This window comes from Tsukamurella strandjordii (assembly GCF_039525985.1).
Taxonomy (GTDB): Bacteria; Actinomycetota; Actinomycetes; order Mycobacteriales; family Mycobacteriaceae; genus Tsukamurella; species Tsukamurella strandjordii.
The window spans coordinates 467,319-483,854 of record NZ_BAAAII010000008.1 but is presented as its reverse complement, the minus strand read 5'-3'; the positions used below and the strand labels follow the sequence as shown (position 1 = coordinate 483,854).

The 16,536-nt window shown below is 70.8% G+C and carries 19 protein-coding genes; 6 read left to right on the top strand and 13 right to left on the bottom strand.

The window, feature by feature from the left end; genetic code table 11:
- Positions 1–6: 6 nt before the first annotated feature.
- Complete coding sequence (locus ABD108_RS16985) at positions 7–942, bottom strand: LysR family transcriptional regulator (RefSeq protein WP_220657390.1); 936 nt, start codon at positions 940–942, stop codon at positions 7–9.
- A gap of 93 nt (positions 943–1,035) precedes the next feature.
- Here ABD108_RS16985 and ABD108_RS16980 point away from each other — a divergent pair, with 93 nt between their 5' ends.
- Entirely contained in the window at positions 1,036–1,956 is a 921-nt protein-coding gene (locus ABD108_RS16980; protein ID WP_220657389.1) for an EamA family transporter, read from the top strand.
- Between the two features lie 6 nt (positions 1,957–1,962).
- On the opposite strand, the gene ABD108_RS16975 is transcribed toward ABD108_RS16980, so the two are convergent.
- The gene (locus ABD108_RS16975) at positions 1,963–2,709 is read right to left on the bottom strand and encodes a class I SAM-dependent methyltransferase (RefSeq protein ID WP_343930886.1); all 747 of its coding nucleotides are present in this window, start codon (positions 2,707–2,709) and stop codon (positions 1,963–1,965) included.
- A gap of 38 nt (positions 2,710–2,747) precedes the next feature.
- On the opposite strand from ABD108_RS16975, the gene ABD108_RS16970 reads away from it, so the two are divergent.
- Positions 2,748–3,989: a Mur ligase family protein gene (locus ABD108_RS16970; RefSeq protein ID WP_343930885.1), complete on the top strand. Its 1,242-nt coding sequence runs from the start codon at positions 2,748–2,750 to the stop codon at positions 3,987–3,989.
- Positions 3,990–4,015: 26 nt separating this feature from the next.
- Complete coding sequence (locus tag ABD108_RS16965; protein WP_305112427.1) at positions 4,016–4,723, top strand: type 1 glutamine amidotransferase; 708 nt, start codon at positions 4,016–4,018, stop codon at positions 4,721–4,723.
- A 2-nt stretch (positions 4,724–4,725) separates the two neighbouring features.
- Here the strand turns inward: ABD108_RS16965 and ABD108_RS16960 are convergent, their stop codons facing one another.
- The 6 genes from ABD108_RS16960 to ABD108_RS16935 all read right to left on the bottom strand — a co-directional run bounded on the left by ABD108_RS16960 (position 4,726) and on the right by ABD108_RS16935 (position 8,124).
- Complete coding sequence (locus ABD108_RS16960) at positions 4,726–5,265, bottom strand: methylated-DNA--[protein]-cysteine S-methyltransferase (RefSeq protein ID WP_343930884.1); 540 nt, start codon at positions 5,263–5,265, stop codon at positions 4,726–4,728.
- Positions 5,266–5,856, bottom strand: a complete 591-nt coding sequence (locus tag ABD108_RS16955) for a hypothetical protein (RefSeq protein ID WP_343930883.1) — start codon at positions 5,854–5,856, stop codon at positions 5,266–5,268.
- A 74-nt stretch (positions 5,857–5,930) separates the two neighbouring features.
- Positions 5,931–6,518 (bottom strand): DinB family protein, encoded by a 588-nt coding sequence (locus tag ABD108_RS16950; RefSeq protein ID WP_343930882.1) that lies wholly within the window; start codon positions 6,516–6,518, stop codon positions 5,931–5,933.
- Between the two features lie 80 nt (positions 6,519–6,598).
- Positions 6,599–7,162 carry a uridine kinase family protein gene (locus tag ABD108_RS16945; RefSeq protein WP_220657383.1) on the bottom strand — a complete coding sequence of 188 codons (564 nt, stop codon included), beginning with the start codon at positions 7,160–7,162 and terminating at the stop codon, positions 6,599–6,601.
- Between the two features lies 1 nt (position 7,163).
- Entirely contained in the window at positions 7,164–7,811 is a 648-nt protein-coding gene (gene recR / locus ABD108_RS16940) for a recombination mediator RecR (RefSeq protein WP_220657382.1), read from the bottom strand.
- A 4-nt stretch (positions 7,812–7,815) separates the two neighbouring features.
- Positions 7,816–8,124 carry a YbaB/EbfC family nucleoid-associated protein gene (locus ABD108_RS16935; protein ID WP_220657381.1) on the bottom strand — a complete coding sequence of 103 codons (309 nt, stop codon included), beginning with the start codon at positions 8,122–8,124 and terminating at the stop codon, positions 7,816–7,818.
- A 93-nt stretch (positions 8,125–8,217) separates the two neighbouring features.
- Between ABD108_RS16935 and ABD108_RS16930 the strand changes: the two genes are divergently transcribed.
- Positions 8,218–8,985 carry an Rv3717 family N-acetylmuramoyl-L-alanine amidase gene (locus ABD108_RS16930; protein ID WP_305112348.1) on the top strand — a complete coding sequence of 256 codons (768 nt, stop codon included), beginning with the start codon at positions 8,218–8,220 and terminating at the stop codon, positions 8,983–8,985.
- Here ABD108_RS16930 and ABD108_RS16925 read toward each other — a convergent pair.
- Both ABD108_RS16925 and ABD108_RS16920 read right to left on the bottom strand, forming a co-directional pair.
- Positions 8,982–9,920 (bottom strand): pseudouridine synthase, encoded by a 939-nt coding sequence (locus tag ABD108_RS16925; protein WP_343930881.1) that lies wholly within the window; start codon positions 9,918–9,920, stop codon positions 8,982–8,984. The two genes, ABD108_RS16930 and ABD108_RS16925, sit on opposite strands and share 4 nt — an antisense overlap.
- On the bottom strand, positions 9,920–10,366 hold the full coding sequence (locus ABD108_RS16920) for an SRPBCC family protein (protein WP_220657378.1): 447 nt from the start codon (positions 10,364–10,366) through the stop codon (positions 9,920–9,922). Before ABD108_RS16920 ends, ABD108_RS16925 begins: the two co-directional genes overlap by 1 nt.
- A gap of 137 nt (positions 10,367–10,503) precedes the next feature.
- Between ABD108_RS16920 and ABD108_RS16915 the strand changes: the two genes are divergently transcribed.
- Positions 10,504–11,907 carry an FAD-binding oxidoreductase gene (locus tag ABD108_RS16915; protein ID WP_425579796.1) on the top strand — a complete coding sequence of 468 codons (1,404 nt, stop codon included), beginning with the start codon at positions 10,504–10,506 and terminating at the stop codon, positions 11,905–11,907.
- Positions 11,908–11,910: 3 nt separating this feature from the next.
- The gene (locus ABD108_RS16910; protein WP_220657377.1) at positions 11,911–13,218 is read left to right on the top strand and encodes a class I SAM-dependent methyltransferase; all 1,308 of its coding nucleotides are present in this window, start codon (positions 11,911–11,913) and stop codon (positions 13,216–13,218) included.
- Here the strand turns inward: ABD108_RS16910 and ABD108_RS16905 are convergent.
- The 3 genes from ABD108_RS16905 to ABD108_RS16895 are packed head-to-tail and all read right to left on the bottom strand — an operon-like array spanning position 13,215 to position 16,506.
- Positions 13,215–13,679 (bottom strand): hypothetical protein, encoded by a 465-nt coding sequence (locus ABD108_RS16905; RefSeq protein WP_343930880.1) that lies wholly within the window; start codon positions 13,677–13,679, stop codon positions 13,215–13,217. The genes ABD108_RS16910 and ABD108_RS16905 overlap by 4 nt on opposite strands.
- Positions 13,679–15,937: a DNA polymerase III subunit gamma and tau gene (locus tag ABD108_RS16900; RefSeq protein WP_343930879.1), complete on the bottom strand. Its 2,259-nt coding sequence runs from the start codon at positions 15,935–15,937 to the stop codon at positions 13,679–13,681. Before ABD108_RS16900 ends, ABD108_RS16905 begins: the two co-directional genes overlap by 1 nt.
- A gap of 29 nt (positions 15,938–15,966) precedes the next feature.
- The gene (locus ABD108_RS16895; protein WP_343930878.1) at positions 15,967–16,506 is read right to left on the bottom strand and encodes a hypothetical protein; all 540 of its coding nucleotides are present in this window, start codon (positions 16,504–16,506) and stop codon (positions 15,967–15,969) included.
- Between the last annotated feature and the right edge of the window lie 30 nt (positions 16,507–16,536).

Below are 16,536 nucleotides of genomic sequence, written 5' to 3'. Positions count from 1 at the left end.
GCTCCGTCAGCCCCGGTCGACCGTTGGAATCTGCTTGATGCCAACACCGTCCGCGTGCACGGCGGCGACCTCCTCGTCGAGCGCACGCAGTACCGCGGCCACCGCGGGGCGCCGCTCGGCACCCGGCCGGGTGGCCACCTCCAGGATGCGGGCCGCGAGCACGCCGACGATCTCCAGGCCACGCACACGCGGGTGCGTGACCGCGTGCCGCGCCACCAGGGCCACACCGAGCCCGGCGGCCACCATCGCCTGAATGGTGTGGAAATCGTTGATCCGCTGCACCACCCGCGGCTGCACACCGGTGAGGGTCGCGAGCGAGCGGAGCACATCGTCGACCGGGAAGCCATCGCGCACGCTGATCCAATCGAGGTCCGCGAGCTGCGAGGCGTCCACCCGCCCGGCGGCCGCGAGCGGATGATCGACCGGGACCACCAGATCGATCGGCTCACGCATGAGAATCCGTGATGCGATCCGCGGGCCGCCGAGGGCCGGGGCGCGCTCATCGCGGTGCGCCACCACCACATCGGCGTCGGCGAGCATCGCAGGGAGTTCGGTGCCGGGGAGATCGGCGTCCGCCGCGAGCACCTGCACGCCGGCCGCCGCGGCGCGGCGCAGGACACCGGGCAGGAGCAGTTCGGCGGCGGACGGGAACAGGGTCAGCCGCACCACCCCCGTCGGGGTCGAGCGGTACCGCTCCATCTCGGCCCGGGCACGATCGAGCTCCCCCAACACCGACTCCGCCCGCACCACCAGGGCGAGCCCGGCATCGGTGAGCCGCACCCGGCGACCGTCGGGCTCCAGCAGATCCACCCCGGCTTCCCGGGCCAGCACCTTGAGCTGCTGCGACACCGCGGAAGGCGTCATGTCCATCGCCCGCGCCGTAGCCGCCACCGTGCCGCGATCGGCCAGCTCGCGCAGGATCCGCAGGCGATGAACGTCCATGCCGATCAGGCTACGTCAGTTAAGCGCTACTACATACTCCGTGCAGAAGTATTCGATTGTTCTGAGGATTCATCCGCGGAAGACTCGACTGTCATGAGTCCCCGCCACCGCCTCGTCGCCCTCACCGTCGTCGTGCTGTGGGGGCTGAACTTCCTGGCCATCCGGTACGGGCTCGACTACTTCCCGCCCTTCTTCCTGGGCGCGCTGCGATTCCTGGTGATCGCGATCCCCGTGGTGCTGTTCGTGCCGCGGCCGAACGTCCCCACCCGCTGGCTGGTGCTGTACGGCGTGGGCTTCGGAACGCTGCAGTTCGCGTTCCTGTTCCTGGCCATGCACCTCGGCATGCCCACCGGTCTCGCCTCGCTGGTGCTGCAGTCGTCGGCACCGTTCACCGTGGTGCTGGGCGCGCTGCTGCTCCGGGAGAAGCTGAGCACGCGGCAGATCGTGGGGATCACCGTGGCGGTCGCCGGGATGGGGCTGATCGTGGCCGACCGGGCCGGCCACGGCGCCGCCGCGGGCGTGGTCCCGGTGCTGCTCACGCTGGCCGCGGGTCTCGGCTGGGCCTTCGGCAACCTCGGCAGCCGGCTGGCACGCGCCGAGGAGCCGATGCGGCTCACGTTGTGGATGGCCGTGGTGCCGCCGATTCCGATGCTGATCCTCAGCGCCGTGATCGAGGGACCGACCACCGGCTGGACCCTGCTCGCGCACAGCTTCACCAGCGACGCCGGGATCAAGGCGCTCGGCGGCCTGGCCTACATCGTGCTGCTCGGCACCGTCGTGGGATCGGGCCTGTGGACCTGGCTCATGGCCCGGTACCCGTCGTCGACGGTGGCGCCCGTCTCGCTCATGGTGCCGGTGGTGGGGATCGCCGCCAGCTCGCTGTTCCTCGGCGAGCATCCGTCGGCGCTCGCACTGGTCGGAGCCGCCGTGGTGATCACCGGGTGCCTCGCCGGGATGATGCAGCGGGCCCCGCGGGCGGCACCGTCGGCCGAACCGGCACCGGTCACCGCCTGACCCGGCCTACCGCTGCGCGATGAGCGCGATGGTCGAGGCGCCGAGCTGCACATCGCGATCACCGATCACCCCGGCGAGCGCGGCGCGCAGGGCGGCCTTGCGATCGTCCGGCAGCGTGGAGTGGGCGGAGTACGTGAAGACCAGGTCGAGCCACCGGCCGGCGGGCTGGGTCTCGGTCCAGGAATCCTCGCGCGTGCTCACCGTGAAGCCCGCCGCCGTGAACCGCTCCCCCAGCGCGGCGAGCGCGAACTCGGCCCGCGTGGGGTCGGCGCTCACCGCGTCCACGTTGACGTAGTCCTCGCTCGCGGCCCGCAGCTCCTCGTTCGACGGGGTGGTCGGCCGCAGCTTGTTCCACAGCAGGGCCACGCGCCCACCCGGATTCAGCAGGCCCGCGAGCCGCGGCACCGCGGCGTCGGCGTCCACCCAGTGCCAGGACTGACCGAAAGTCACCAGGTCGTACGTGCGGCCGGCGGTGTCCCACTCCTCGAAGGTGGCCACCTCGGCGGGCACGCCGGAGGCTCGGGCCACCTCCGCCATCGCGGCATCGGGTTCCACCACCAGCACGTCCAGCCCGCGGTCGCGGAGCTGGCGCGACAGGATGCCCGTCCCGGCCCCCACATCGACCGCGGTCGCGGCGCCCGCAGCGATCGCATCGACGGTGGAATCCGCGTAGCGCGGACGGAGCCGGTCGTAGGCGTCGGCGATGGCACCGAAGGACAGGGCCCGGCGACGATCCTCGTGGAGTTCAGCCATGAATCCAGCGTAGGGGCAGGTGGCCTATCCTGGAGCGCATGCCCGGACTCCCCCTCCGCGCCCGCACGGCGCTGCTCGCCGCCCGATCCGCAGCCTGGGCGTCACAGCGCGCAGGCCGGGGCAAGGGCTCGATGATCGGCGGCCTCGTGGCGCTGAAGATCGATCCGAATCTCATGACCAGCCTCGCCGCGGGCAAGCGGACCGCCGTGATCACCGGCACCAACGGCAAGTCGACCACCACCCGGATGGCGGCGACCGCACTCGCCACGCTCGGCCGGCAGGTGGCCACGCAGGCCGACGGCGCCAACATGGACGCCGGCATCGTCGCCGCCCTCACCGCCCACCGGATGGCCACACTCGCCGCCCTCGAGGTCGACGAACTGCACGTGCCGCACGTGCTCGACGCCGTGCACGCCGAGGCACTCGTGCTGCTCAATCTGTCCCGCGATCAGCTCGACCGGGTGGGCGAGATCAACGCCATCGAGCGGAAGATCCGCGCCGCCGTGGACGCGCACCGCGATCTGACCGTGGTGGCCAACTGTGACGACGTGCTGGTGGCCTCGGTGGCCTACGACGCGGCGAAGGTCGTCTGGGTCGCGGCCGGCGCGGGCTGGACCTCGGATTCGGTCTCCTGCCCCCGGTCGGGCGAGCCGATCGTGCGCGACGGTGAGCACTGGTACTCGACCGGCACCGACTTCGCGCGGCCGACGCCCGACTGGTGGGTGGACGAGACGAACATCTACGGTCCGGACGGTTTCGTGGCACCGCTGGTGCTGAAGCTGCCCGGGAAGGCGAACCGCGGCAACGCCGCCCAGGCCGTGGCCGCCGCCGTCGCGATGGGCGCCGACCCCGCCGCCGCGGTGCGCGCCGTGGGCACCGTGGGCGAGGTGGCAGGACGGTATTCGACGGTGACCGTCGGCCAGCACACCGTGCGAATGCTGTTGGCCAAGAACCCGGCCGGCTGGCAGGAGGCGATGTCGATGATCGACGGCACCGCCGAAGGACTGGTGATCGCCGTGAACGGACAGGTGCCCGACGGCGAGGACCTGTCCTGGCTGTGGGACGTGCAGTTCGAGCGGTTCGAGAACGGCAAGGTGGTGGCGTCCGGTGAGCGCGGCGCCGATCTGGCGGTGCGACTCACCTACGCCGGGGCCGAACACTCCCTGGTCGCGGATCCGGTGGCGGCCATCGCCTCCTGCCCGCCCGGGCGGGTGGAGGTACTCGCGAACTACACGGCGTTCCGCGATCTGAACACGGCACTGGAGGGGCGCACCCGATGATCGACTTCTCCGGATCCGAAACGCGGATCACCGATTCCACGCTGGTGATCGGTCTGGTGCTGCCCGATGTGATGGGCACCTACGGCGACGGCGGCAACGCCCTGGTGCTGCGGCAGCGCGCCCGCCTGCGCGGCATCGACGCCGAGGTCCTGCCGATCACCCTCGCCGATCCCGTGCCCGCGTCCTGCGACATCTACACCCTGGGCGGCGCCGAGGACTACGCGCAGCGACTGGCGACGCGGCACCTGTCGAAGTACCCGGGCATGCAGGAGGCGGCCGCGAAGGGCGCACCCGTGCTGGCGATCTGCGCCGCGATCCAGGTGCTGGGGCACTGGTACGAGACCTCCGAGGGGGAGAAGGTGGACGGCATCTCGCTGTTCGACCTCACCACCTCGCCGCAGGCCACCCGGTCGATCGGCGAGATCGAGGGACGCCCGCTCGTGGAGGGCCTGACGCAGCCGCTCACCGGTTTCGAGAACCACCGCGGCGGTTCGACTCTCGGCCCCGCCGCCGCACCGCTCATGCGGGTGACGCGCGGTACCGGCAATGGCGCGGGCGAGCCCGTGGACGGCGTGATCCAGGGCAGCGTGCTCGGCACCTACATGCACGGTCCGGCACTGGCCCGCAATCCCGAGCTCGCGGATTACCTGCTGGCGAAGGCCACCGGCCGCGAGCTCGCACCGCTGGACCTCCCCGATGTGGAGCTGCTGCGCCGCGAACGCCTGCGGCGATAGGTCTACCAGAGCCCGAGGACGGCCTGTTCGATCGAGAGCAGGCGCATCTTCGTGTTCACGCCGCCGGAGGCCGAGAAGCCGCCGGTTCGCCCGCCCGCCGCGGTGACCCGGTGGCAGGGCACCACCGGCGGAAAGGGGTTGTCCCCCAGGGCCCGGCCCACCGCACGGGCGGATCCCGGCAGGCCGATCTCGTTGGCGATATCGCCGTAGGTGCGGGTCTGCCCCGGCGGGATGCGGCGCGCCACCTCGTACACCGCGCGCTGGAAATCGGTGAGCCCGTTCATGTCCAACGCGACCCAGGTGAGATCGTCCGTCAGATCGGCGCCGGCGGTGAGCGCCACCACGGCATCGATCACCGTCTGGATCCGCTGGGGCGGCGTGGTTTCAGCGACGCCGTCCTTCGCCACGAAGGAACGCATCCGCTCGTCGGATTCCTCCGGTAGCCGCACCGCGGTCACCGTGCCCTCGCCGTTCCAGGCGATGCCGCACCGTCCGACGGCGGTGTCAAAGAGTGCGTACCCCGGCGCAATGTCACGCGGCATTTAGTTAGGCTCCAATGGATTCGGTAAATCAGCGATGTACGGCCGCATGGATTCGTCGCGCCACCAAGCCCTGCCATGGCCATGCGCCGCGCGAGCAACAGCGAGATCCTCCTCCAGTACCCGCCATCCGAACGGCTGACCACGGCGCTTCCCAAGGGTCATCAAGACGGCAAGCATCGCGTCATCTTCGCCGGTAAGCCACTCGCCCTCGCCGCCTTTGCCGACCCACGATTTGGTCCATTGACCGCTCTCGTTCCTCCTCCACGTGTACACCCCATCAGTATCCGGAAGCACGATCAAACCGTCCTCGATCACGGCATCCGCGGGCAACCCGAGCGACGTTCTCTGCATCTCTCGGGCGAGATCCTCGGGACTCAACCCCAGCGGGAATCGTGTGGTCAAGGCGGCACCAAGCACCGTCGGGCACGGGTACCGAACCGCACATCCATCGCAGGCCACGCTATTAGACGCCGACTGTTCGAATCGATACCGCGACTGCGGCGAATGCTGATCTAGAAGTCCCGCCAACACGAAGCGTGCCGCCGATGCCGGTGCCGGCACGCCGTCGAGTTCGAACAAGTACAGGCTCAAGATCCGAGCGAAACGCGCGGCCTCCTCGGCCGAGCTGAATGGCGGGGAGGGGAGAGCGGGAGGGGTCGACACGGTCAGACCACGCCCTCAACGACGCGGGCCGCGGACTCGACCCGGGCGCGGTAGGCGGCCCAGTCGTAGTCGGGCGGCAGATTGGTGTTGTCCGGAAGGAGGCCGACGGCACCATCGATCTGCTCCCGCACGATATCGGCCTGACCGGCGTGCCTGCTGAGGTCGAGGATCACGTGCACCGCCAGCCGGTGCAGCGTGACGCCGCGGCCCTTCTCGCCCCACCACGGCACCACACCCTCCGCCGTGAGCGGTAGCGCGGCCACAGTGGCCGTCGCGTGCGCCCGCGCCTGCGCGAACAGATCGCGGATCGCCGCGCTGGATTCGTCCGCGCGGACCCACAGATCGTCGTTGGGATCGGCCTCGGGCCCCAGCGGATCAGGCAGGTTCGGATGCCGGAAGGGCCGGCCGAAGCAGTCGCCGAGGTACCCCGCATCGACCATCGCACAGTGCTTGACCAGGCCCAACAGGTTGGTACCGGTAGGCGTGAGCGGCCGGCGCAGGTCGTACTCGCCGAGGCCGTCGAGCTTCCAGATCAGCGCATCCCGTGCGTGATCGAGATAGCGCTGCAGATCCTCCTTGGCGGCGTCCATACCTCCACCTTGACAGGCCGCACCGACAGGTTGATGCGAACCGCGTCGCGAAACTGTCTCTCAGGGAGCACCGGCGACCACTATGTCGACGTCGGGCCTCCCACGGACAGTTTCGCGACGACGGGCAGACACCGCTCCCGCGTGCCGTCCACCGCGAACCAGCCGCGCTCGAACTCCTGCCAGCGGCGCAGGTTCTCCCGCTCGGCCTCACCGTCGCGGGCGACCGCGCGTTCCAGCCGCTCCGCGGCGGTGCCGCCCTCGATCCACAGGGCCAGCTCCAGCCGGTCGGCGAAGGAGCGACGGGCGCTGGACACGCCCTCCAGCACCACGAGCGGCGCCCACGGCAACCGCACTTCCGGGCCGGGGCGCGGCGTACCGTCGCGCCAGACCATGGGCCGGTAGTGCGCATCCCAGCCACGGGAGAGCGGGACGATCACCTCGTCGATGAGCCGCGGCCACCAGGACACCGGATCGTCCCAGGTGGCGTAGTGATCGGTGCGCACCAGCGCGACGCGGGCACCGTCGGCGCGCAGGTCGGCGACCAACCCTTCGGCGTAGGTCGACTTGCCCGCACCCGACGGGCCGTCCACGGCGACGATGCCCTCGGCGCGTCCCAGCCGGGTGAGCAACTGCGCGGCGTCCACGTCAGCTCGGCGGTGTCTCTTCGAGCACGCGCGGTGGCTCGGCCAGCGAGCGGCGGCCACTCATCGCGCGGCCCAGGGTGAGTTCGTCGGCGAATTCCAGCTCGGCGCCCATCGGGAGACCAGCGGCGGGCCGGGTCACGGCGAGACCGGGGAAGTCGCGGAGCATGCGCACCAGGAAGGCGGCCGTGGCCTCGCCCTCGGTGTTGGGGTCGGTGGCGATGATGACCTCGGCCACCTCCACCCCGTCGACCACGGTGCCGAGGCGGACCAGCAGTTCGCGGATGCGCAGCTTGTCGGGACCGATGGCTTTGATCGGGTTCAGCGCCCCACCCAGCACGTGGTAGAGCCCGCGGTACTCGCGGGTGCGCTCCACGGCTTGAACGTCCTTGGCCTCCTCGACCACGCAGATCTTGGACGCATCGCGGCGGGGATCCGAGCAGATCCGGCACCGGACCTCGGCGGAGACGTTGCCGCACACCTCGCAGTAGCGCACGTCGTCGCGCACGCGGGTGAGGGCATGGGTGAGCCGATCGATCTCGCTCGGCTGCGCCCCCAGGAGGTGGAAGGCGATGCGCTGGGCACCGCGCGGTCCCACCCCCGGGAGCTTGGCGAGCTCGTCGATCAGCTCCTGAACGGGGCCTTCGTACACGAGGTCAGAAGGGCAGGCCGCCGGCCAGCGGCCCCATCTTCTGCTGCGCCAGTTCGGCGGTGTTGTTCGTGAGGTCGGAGAGCGCACCCAGGACCAGGTCCTGCAGGGTCTCCACGTCCTCCGGGTCGACGACCTTGGGGTCGATGACCACGGAGGTCACCTGGCCGTCGCCGGTGCCGGTGACCTTCACGAGGCCGCCGCCGGCCTGTCCCTCGACCGTGGTGGCCGTGAGTTCCTGCTGCGCGGCCATGAGCTGCTGCTGCATCGCGCCGACCTGGGCCATCAGGTCTTCCATCGAGCCTCCGGGCTGCATTGCCGTCTCCCTCCGCCGGTCCACCGACCCGCTATGTCCGATTCGTGTTACTTGTGTTACCACTGCGCCGCATGAGGCGGTACAGTCCGAGCTGTGAAGACCCGTATCGCCCTGCTGGCAGCGAGCCTCGTTCCGGCCCTGATCCTCACCGGTTGCTCCAGCCTATCGCCCTCCGAGCCCGCCCTGGTGAACAACGCGGCGCCGCTCGACGCGGGCTCGCTCGCGGGCAAGAAGATCTTCATCGATCCCGGCCACAACGGCAGCAACGACGCCTCGATCGGCAAGCAGGTGCCGAACGGCCGCGGAGGCACCAAGGAGTGCCAGACCACCGGCACCACCGGCGTGAACGGGCTGGCCGAGCACACCTTCAACTACGCCGTGGCCTACCAGGTGTACCAACTCCTCAAGGCCGCCGGCGCCCAGGTGCTCATGTCCCGCAACGACGACACCTCGGTGGGACCGTGCGTGGACGCGCGCGCCGCCGCCGCGAACCAGTTCGGCGCCGACGCCGCGGTCTCGATCCACGCCGACGGCTCCGCTGCCGGTAACCGAGGGTTTCACGTGAATCTTTCCTCGCCGCCGCTCAACACCGCCCAGCAGAATTCCTCGGGATACGCCCAGGTCATGCGGGACGCGCTGGTCGGCGGCGGCTTCACTCCGGCCACCTACCTCGGCTCCGGTGGGCTGTACCCGCGGTCCGACCTCGCCGGACTGAACCTGGCGACCGTACCGTCGATCATGGTCGAATCGGGCAACCTCAAGGACCCCACGGAGGCGGCGATGCTCGCCTCGGCCGACGGTCAGCAACGCCTCGCCCGCGCCATCGCGGGCGGCGTCGCTACCTACCTCGGCTCGCGCTAGGGCGTCAGCTCCCGCGCGCTCACGAACTCCCGCTCGGTTCCGTCGATCGGATCGACGAAGGCCAGCCGCCGGGCCAGGAGGCGCAGCGGATCGGTGAAATCGCCGTCGACCACCTCGCGCTGCTCCGGGTAGAGCGGATCACCCAGGATCGGCACCCCCAGGCGCGCCATGTGCAGCCGCAGCTGATGCGTCTTGCCGGTCTCCGGCCGCAGCCGGTACCGCCCTACGGAGCCGAGTTCCGCCTCCAGCTCGACGTGCGAGCGCGCGTTGACCGGACCGTCGACCTCGTAGGCCCGCATGATGCCGGGCGTCTTCTCGATCCGGGATTCGACGGTGACCGGCAGGCCGAGATCCGGCCGGACCGGGGCCAGCGCCGCGTACTCCTTACGCGCCAACCCCTGGGCGAAGAGCTGCTGGTAGGGGCCCCGCACCGCGGGGTCGCGGGTGAACAGCAGGACACCCGCGGTGAGCCGGTCCAGACGGTGCGCGGGCGAGAGCCGCGGTTCGTCGAGTTCGCGGCGCAGCCGCACCAGCGCGCTCTGCACCACCCGGGCACCGCGCGGCATGGTCGCCAGGAAATGCGGCTTGTCCACCACCACGATGCGGTCGTCGGCGTAGAGCACCGGCATCGGGAAGGGCACCGGCACCTCGTGGGGCAGCTCCCGGTACAGCCACACCGCCTGCCGCGCGGCCACTGGCGATCCGGGACCGAGCGGCGCACCGTCGGAGGTGACGACGGAGCCGGTCGCGTACTCCCCCGCCAGGTAATCGCCCGTGCCGGGGAACCGCGCCTCGAGGACGTCGCCGAGCGCCTGCCCGGCCTCCTCCTCGGCGATCACCAGCCGGGTGGCATCGACGCCGGCGCGCAGTGGGAGCGGCGGCACCGGGGTGCCCCGATGCCGGCGCCGCCCGCTGCTACCGCGGCGTGCGGTCACTAGCCCTTCTCGAGCTGGACCCTGAGGTTGGTGAGCAGCTCGCCGTAGATGCGGGCCAGACCCTTGGGCGCGAAGGTCTTCTCGAAGAAGCCGCCGATGCCGCCGGCGCCCTGCCAGGTGGTGGTGATGGTGACCGTGGTCTGATCGCCCGCGCTGTCGGCGGCGACCACCCGGTAGGTGGTGACCATCGAGGAGTTCGCGTCCTTCTCGGTCACGGTGTCGCCATCGACGGTGACGGTGGCGTGCACGTTCCGCGAGCGCTTCTCGGTGGCCTGCAGGACCCACTCGGCGACGGTGCCGGTGCCCTGGCCGCCCTCCAGCACGCGGTAGTCACGGTAGTTCGGCGGCAGGATCTCGCCGCGATGGGTGTAGTCGGTGACCGCCGCGAGGACGCGCTCGGGCGTGGCGGCGATCGTGATGGACTTGGTGGCGGTTACCTGGGCCAACGTAGCTCGTTCCTCTGCTCTCGGGTTCGACGTTGAGCCTAGCGAATGGGTGGCCGGACGCGCGCACAGCGGCCGACGGGTATAGCGTCCAAGAGGTGAGTGCTCGCATCAGAACGCAGGCCCGCACTACAGCGCCGATCGCGATCGGGGGCGAGGCCGCGTACCGCGAGGGCCTCGAACGCCTCCTGGCCAGCTATCGAGCGATCGACGTGAATTCCCGAGTGCGACTGGCGAAGAAGACGTCGAACCTGTTCCGCGCCCGTGCCGCGTCCGATGCGCCCGGCCTCGACGTGAGCGGACTCGGCTCGGTGATCTCCATCGATCCCGAGGCGCGCACCGCCGATGTCGGCGGGGTTTGCACCTACGAAGACTTCGTCGCCGCCACACTGCCTTTCGGGCTCGCTCCCACGGTGGTGCCGCAACTCAAGACGATCACCCTCGGCGGGGCGGTGACCGGCATGGGCATCGAGTCGAGCTCCTTCCACGCCGGCCTGCCGCACGAAGTGGTGCGCTCGATGGACATCCTCACGGGGTCCGGCGAGATCGTGACCGCCACCCCGGACGGCCCGAACTCCGATCTGTACTTCGGCTTCCCCAACTCCTACGGCACGCTCGGCTACGCCACCCGGCTCACCGTGGAGCTGGACGAGGTGGAGCGGTTCGTGGAACTGCGGCACGTGCGCTTCCACGACCTGTCGGACCTGCAGACCACGATGAACGCCATCGTGGACGCCGGCGAGTTCGACGGGGAGCGGGTCGATTACCTCGACGGCGTGGTCTTCACCCGCGATGAGGCCTACCTCACGCTGGGCCGCAAGTCCGACGAGGACGGTCCGGTGAGCGACTACACCGGGATGGACGTCTACTACCGCTCGCTGCAGCACGCCGAGGGGATCACCCGCGACCGGCTCACCACGCACGACTACCTGTGGCGCTGGGACACCGATTGGTTCTGGTGCTCGCGGGCCTTCGGGGCGCAGAACCCGAAGGTGCGGCGCTACTGGCCGAAGCACCTGCTGCGCAGCAGCTTCTACTGGAAGCTGGTGGCGCTCGACCGGCGCTACGACATCGGCGACCGGCTCGCCGCCCGCAAGGGCGAGCCGCCCGGCGAGCGGGTGGTGCAGGACGTGGAGGTGCGGATCGAGGAGCTGACCGACTTCCTCGATTGGTTCCTGCGGGAGATCCCGATCGAACCGATCTGGCTGTGCCCGTTGCGCCTGCGTGATCCCGCGCCCGTCGGCGCCGACCCGCAGCGGCCGTGGCCGCTGTACCCGCTGGAACCCCACCGCACCTACGTGAACATCGGGTTCTGGTCCGCAGTCCCCAAGCAGCCCGGCCAGATCGACGGTCGCGCGAACCGGCTCATCGAGGAGAAGGTCTCGGAACTGGGCGGCCACAAGTCGCTCTACTCGGAGGCCTTCTACGGGCGTGAGGAGTTCGACGCGCTCTACGGCGGCCCGGTCTTGGAACAATTGAAGACTCGTTACGACCCCGCGGGCAGGCTGCTGGGGCTGTACGACAAGACAGTCAGGAGGCAGTGAAACATGTCGCGCCACACCAATACCGAGCATCTTCCCAAGCTGAGCCTCGCCGAGGTCATCGAGAAGGTGGCCGGTGGGAATCTGGCCATCCGGGTCAAGGCCTACGACGGCTCGTCGGCCGGGCCGGACGATGCGCAGTACGGCCTGGAACTCCTCACGCCCCGCGGCACCACATATCTCGCCACAGCCCCCGGCGATATGGGCCTCGCCCGCGCCTACATCGCGGGCGATCTGGAGCTGACGGGCGCCCCCGCCGGTGATCCGTACCCCGCGCTGCGCGCCCTCTCGGACGACCTGAAGTTCGCCAAGCCCACGCCGAGGCTGCTCGCGCAGATCGCGCGCTCCGTGGGACCCGAGCGGCTGATCCCCATCGCGCCGCCGCCGCAGGAGGCGCTGCCGCGGTGGCGTCGCATCGCGGAGGGACTGCGGCACAGCAAGACCCGCGATGCAGAGGCGATCCACCACCACTACGACGTGTCCAACCGGTTCTACGAGCTGGTGCTAGGACCGTCGATGACCTACACCTGCGCCTGCTACCCCACCGCTGATGCCACCCTCGAGGAGGCACAGGAGAACAAGTACCGCCTGGTCTTCGAGAAGCTGCGGCTGAAGGCCGGCGACCGGCTGCTGGACGTGGGCTGCGGCTGGGGCGGCATGGTGCGCTACGCCGCCCGGCGCGGGGTGCACACCATCGGCGCCACGCTCTCGAAGGAGCAGGCGCAGTGGGCGCAGGCCGCGATCGAGGCGGAGGGCCTGGGCGAGTTCGCCGAGGTGCGCTACAGCGACTACCGCGATGTACCGGAGAGCGACTTCGACGCGATCAGCTCCATCGGCCTCACCGAGCACATCGGCGTGCAGAACTACCCGGCGTACTTCAGCTCGCTGCGGGAGAAGCTCAAGACCGGCGGACTCCTGTTGAACCACACCATCACCCGGCACGACAACAAGCTGTCCGGCAAGGGTGGCCAGTTCATCGACCGGTACGTCTTCCCCGACGGTGAGCTGACCGGCTCGGGCAAGGTGATCGCCGCGATCCAGGACATCGGCGGGATGGAGGTGCGGCACGAGGAGAACCTGCGCGAGCACTACGCCCTCACCCTGGCCGCCTGGTGCCAGAACCTGGTGGACAACTGGGACGAGGCCGTGGCCGAGGTGGGCCTGGGTACCGCCCGCGTCTGGGGCCTCTACATGGCCGGCTCACGGCTCGGGTTCGAACGGAACGTGGTGCAGCTGCACCAGATCCTGGCGGTCAAGCTGGACGCCAAGGGCGGCGCGGGCGATCTTCCCCTGCGGCCCTGGTGGAAGGCCTAGTTCCCGCCGAGGTACTTCACCACGAGCACGCCCCGCTCCGGATAGAGGTAGGCGCGCACGGTGCCGGGTTCGACCGCCACGAAGGCGTTGAGCCCGGCACTGGTGATTCCGGGGTCGCCGCTGCGGTTGATCTCCGCGGGCACGTCCGGGGTCTCGTGCCCCACCGGGCTCCCCGCGGCGGCGCGCAGGCCGCTGGCGACCTCGTCGTCGCGCAGGGTGATCGAGGCGTCGAGCCAGTAGGAGTTGGGGCCGGGTATCCGCTCGTTGGTGTAATTGCCACTCACCCAGCGGACCACGTAGTTCTCGCCGATGTTCTTGATGCGCTTGTTGATCGGTTCCTTGTCCTTACGCACCACGGTGGGCTCGGCCTGCGGCGCCGGGCTCGGCGAACCGCACGACAGCACCGATCCCGCCATCATCGCTGTCGCGACGACGCCGGCTGCCCGCACCGTGAGCCGCATCAGATGGGCCGCGCTCCGAGTTCGCTGCGGAGCAGTTCGAGCGCGATCTCCTCCGGATCGCGCCGCGGAGCCGAGGAACCGCCGGCCACGGCGTCCTCGCGGGCCGCCTCGGCCATCATCTCCTCCTCGGAGACCTCGGCGACGGGTTCCGGCTCAGGTTCCGGCTCGGGCGGGAGCGGGATGTCGTCGTGGTGCGACGGTGCGCGGTTCTCCCGGCCCGAGGGCCGGGCGTCGGGCTGTTGCGCCTGCTGATCGCCCTGGCGGCTGCGCCGCTCGAAGGTGGGCGCCTTGCGGGCCTGCTCGGCGGGTGGACGCTGACGATTCGCGGTCTGCGGGGCCGCGGCCTGGGGTGCACCCGCACCGTCGCCCACCTCGACGTTCCACTGCGTGCCGAAGACCTCGCGCACGGCCTCCCGCAGGTTGCCCACGTGCTGCTGATCGCTGAACCGCGCGAGCAGCGCGGGGATCGCGAGCGCCAGATGCAAGGTATCGCCGGCGATGCCGACCACCTGCATGTTCGTCATCAGCGTGGCGGTCACCTTGCTGCGGTCGCCCACGGCGCGGAGCACCTTGGGCCACGCGGTGCGCACCTCGTCGAGGCTCGGGCCCGACGGTGCCCCAGCCGGTTCCGGAGCAGCAGGTTCCGGAGCAGCGGGTTCGGCGGCAGCGGACTCGGAGGCTGCGGGTTCCGGGGTGGGCTCGGGCGCTGGGGGCTCCGGCGTCGGCTCCGGTTCCGGACGGTGCAGCACGGGTACGGCCTCGGTGGGCGGTTCCGGTGCGGGCTCCGGCCGCGCGGCGGGCTCCGGCTGGACTGCCGGCTCCGGTTGCGCCACGGGCTCGGCGAGCGGTGCCGGTTGCGCCACGGGCTCGGTGACCCGCTCGGGCTGCGGAGCCGCGGGCGCGGACTGCTGCACGGGCGGTGCCGGCGGATCCTGCGGAGCGGAAGCGGGAGCGGCTGCGGGCTGCGAGGGCGCGGCGGGCTCGGGCGCGCGCTGGCTGGGACGCACGAAGCGCTGCTCACCCGCGGGCGCCGCGGCGGGTGCGGACGCCTCGGCGGGCGCCGGGGCCGCGGACGGACCGGGCGCTCCCGCGGCGGACGGCGCCCCGGCGGGACGGCGTTCCAAGGCCTCGACCCGCTGCAGGAGCGCGGCCTGCGATTCGTCGGCCGCGGGCAGCAGCATCCGCGCGCACATCACCTCGAGCAGCAGGCGCGGCGAGGTGGCGCCGCGCATCTCCGCGAGCGAGGCGTGCGTGACCTCCGCGCACCGGGTGAGCGTGGCCAGGCCCAGCTGCGCGGCCTCGGACCGCATCGTCTCCAGCACGTCGACGGGCACGTCGATCAGGCCGCGATCGGCCGCATCGGGCACCGTGTGCAGCAGGATCAGGTCGCGGAAGCGCTCCAGCAGGTCGGTGGCGAACCGTCGGGGATCGTGACCGGCCTCCATCACCCGCTCGACCGCCCCGAACAGGGCCGCACCGTCGCCCGTGCCGAGCGCCTCGACGGCCGCGTCGATGAGCGCCGCATCGGTGACGCCGAGCAGGCCGAGCGCGCGCTGGTAGGTGACGCCCTCGGCTCCGGCGCCGGCCAGCAGCTGGTCCATGATCGACAGCGAGTCACGCGGGGAACCGCCACCGGCGCGGATCACCAGCGGATACACGGCGGGCTCGACGGCCACGTTCTCCGCGCCGGTGATCTTCTCCAGCAGCGGCCGCATCACGTTCGGCGCGAGCAGCCGGAACGGGTAGTGGTGCGTGCGGGACCGGATGGTGGTGAGCACCTTCTCGGGCTCGGTGGTGGCGAAGATGAAGATGAGGTGCTCCGGCGGCTCCTCCACGATCTTGAGCAGCGCGTTGAAGCCCTGCGGCGTGACCATGTGCGCCTCGTCCACGATGAAGACGCGGTAGCGCGATTCCGCCGGGGCGTAGAAGGCGCGGTCGCGCAGCTCGCGGGCATCGTCGACACCGCCGTGGCTGGCGGCGTCCATCTCGGTGACGTCCAGGTTGCCGGGGCCGCCGGGGGCCAGGGCCACGCACGAATTGCACACCCCGCACGGGGTGGACGTGGGGCCCTGCTCGCAGTTCAGCGACCGGGCCAGGATGCGCGCCGACGAGGTCTTACCGCAGCCGCGCGGACCGGAGAACAGGTAGGCGTGGTTGATGCGTCCCGAATCGAGCGCGGTGCTCAGGGGATCGGTGACGTGCTCCTGCCCCACGACCTCGGCGAACGTCGCGGGACGGTACTTGCGGTAGAGAGCCACGGTGTCAGGCTACCGGTGCCGTCCGACGGTTACTGCGGGCCGTTCGGCTGCTGCGGGAACGACCCCGTGTCCGACGGTGCGGGGGCGGGCTGCTGCACGGGGATCTGCCCGGTCTGGAAAGCCGCCGGGGCCGCCGCGGACACCGACGCGGGAGCGGACCGGCTCGACGACAGCCGGTCCGCCAGGGCCAGCGCCAACAGCATGCACAGCGAGACGAACAGCACGAGCACGAAGGCCGGGTGCACCTGCACCGCCACCAGTCCGCCGATCATCAGGATCGCCCAGCCGCAGCAGCTCGCCACCCTGGCGCCGAGGGAGCCCTTGGCGACGAACACGGCGAGCCCGACCAGCGAGACCAACAGCACCACCAGCAGGACGGCGACGACGGCGAAGACCGCGACCGCGTCGTCGTAGTAGTAATCGGCGTAGCGACGGGGCTGCACGGGCTCCTCGGTCGCCGAGGTCATCCAGTAGATCACCAGGCCGAGCAGGGCCAGGATCGCGATCAGCGCCTGGATCAACGCGAGGGCGCGGTACAGGCGCGGCACCGGGGCCGGGTACGGATACATGGTCTTCCCCTCGTTTGCGTGTGCACCGTC

What these genes read in the sequence shown, in the direction of transcription:
- ABD108_RS16985 (WP_220657390.1), bottom strand. Translation starts at nt 942, where the DNA reads ATGGACGTTCATCGCCTGCGGATCCTGCGCGAGCTGGCCGATCGCGGC.
- ABD108_RS16980 (WP_220657389.1), top strand. Translation starts at nt 1,036, where the DNA reads ATGAGTCCCCGCCACCGCCTCGTCGCCCTCACCGTCGTCGTGCTGTGG.
- ABD108_RS16975 (WP_343930886.1), bottom strand. Translation starts at nt 2,709, where the DNA reads ATGGCTGAACTCCACGAGGATCGTCGCCGGGCCCTGTCCTTCGGTGCC.
- ABD108_RS16970 (WP_343930885.1), top strand. Translation starts at nt 2,748, where the DNA reads ATGCCCGGACTCCCCCTCCGCGCCCGCACGGCGCTGCTCGCCGCCCGA.
- ABD108_RS16960 (WP_343930884.1), bottom strand. Translation starts at nt 5,265, where the DNA reads ATGCCGCGTGACATTGCGCCGGGGTACGCACTCTTTGACACCGCCGTC.
- ABD108_RS16950 (WP_343930882.1), bottom strand. Translation starts at nt 6,518, where the DNA reads ATGGACGCCGCCAAGGAGGATCTGCAGCGCTATCTCGATCACGCACGG.
- ABD108_RS16935 (WP_220657381.1), bottom strand. Translation starts at nt 8,124, where the DNA reads ATGCAGCCCGGAGGCTCGATGGAAGACCTGATGGCCCAGGTCGGCGCG.
- ABD108_RS16910 (WP_220657377.1), top strand. Translation starts at nt 11,911, where the DNA reads ATGTCGCGCCACACCAATACCGAGCATCTTCCCAAGCTGAGCCTCGCC.
- ABD108_RS16905 (WP_343930880.1), bottom strand. Translation starts at nt 13,679, where the DNA reads ATGCGGCTCACGGTGCGGGCAGCCGGCGTCGTCGCGACAGCGATGATG.
- ABD108_RS16895 (WP_343930878.1), bottom strand. Translation starts at nt 16,506, where the DNA reads ATGTATCCGTACCCGGCCCCGGTGCCGCGCCTGTACCGCGCCCTCGCG.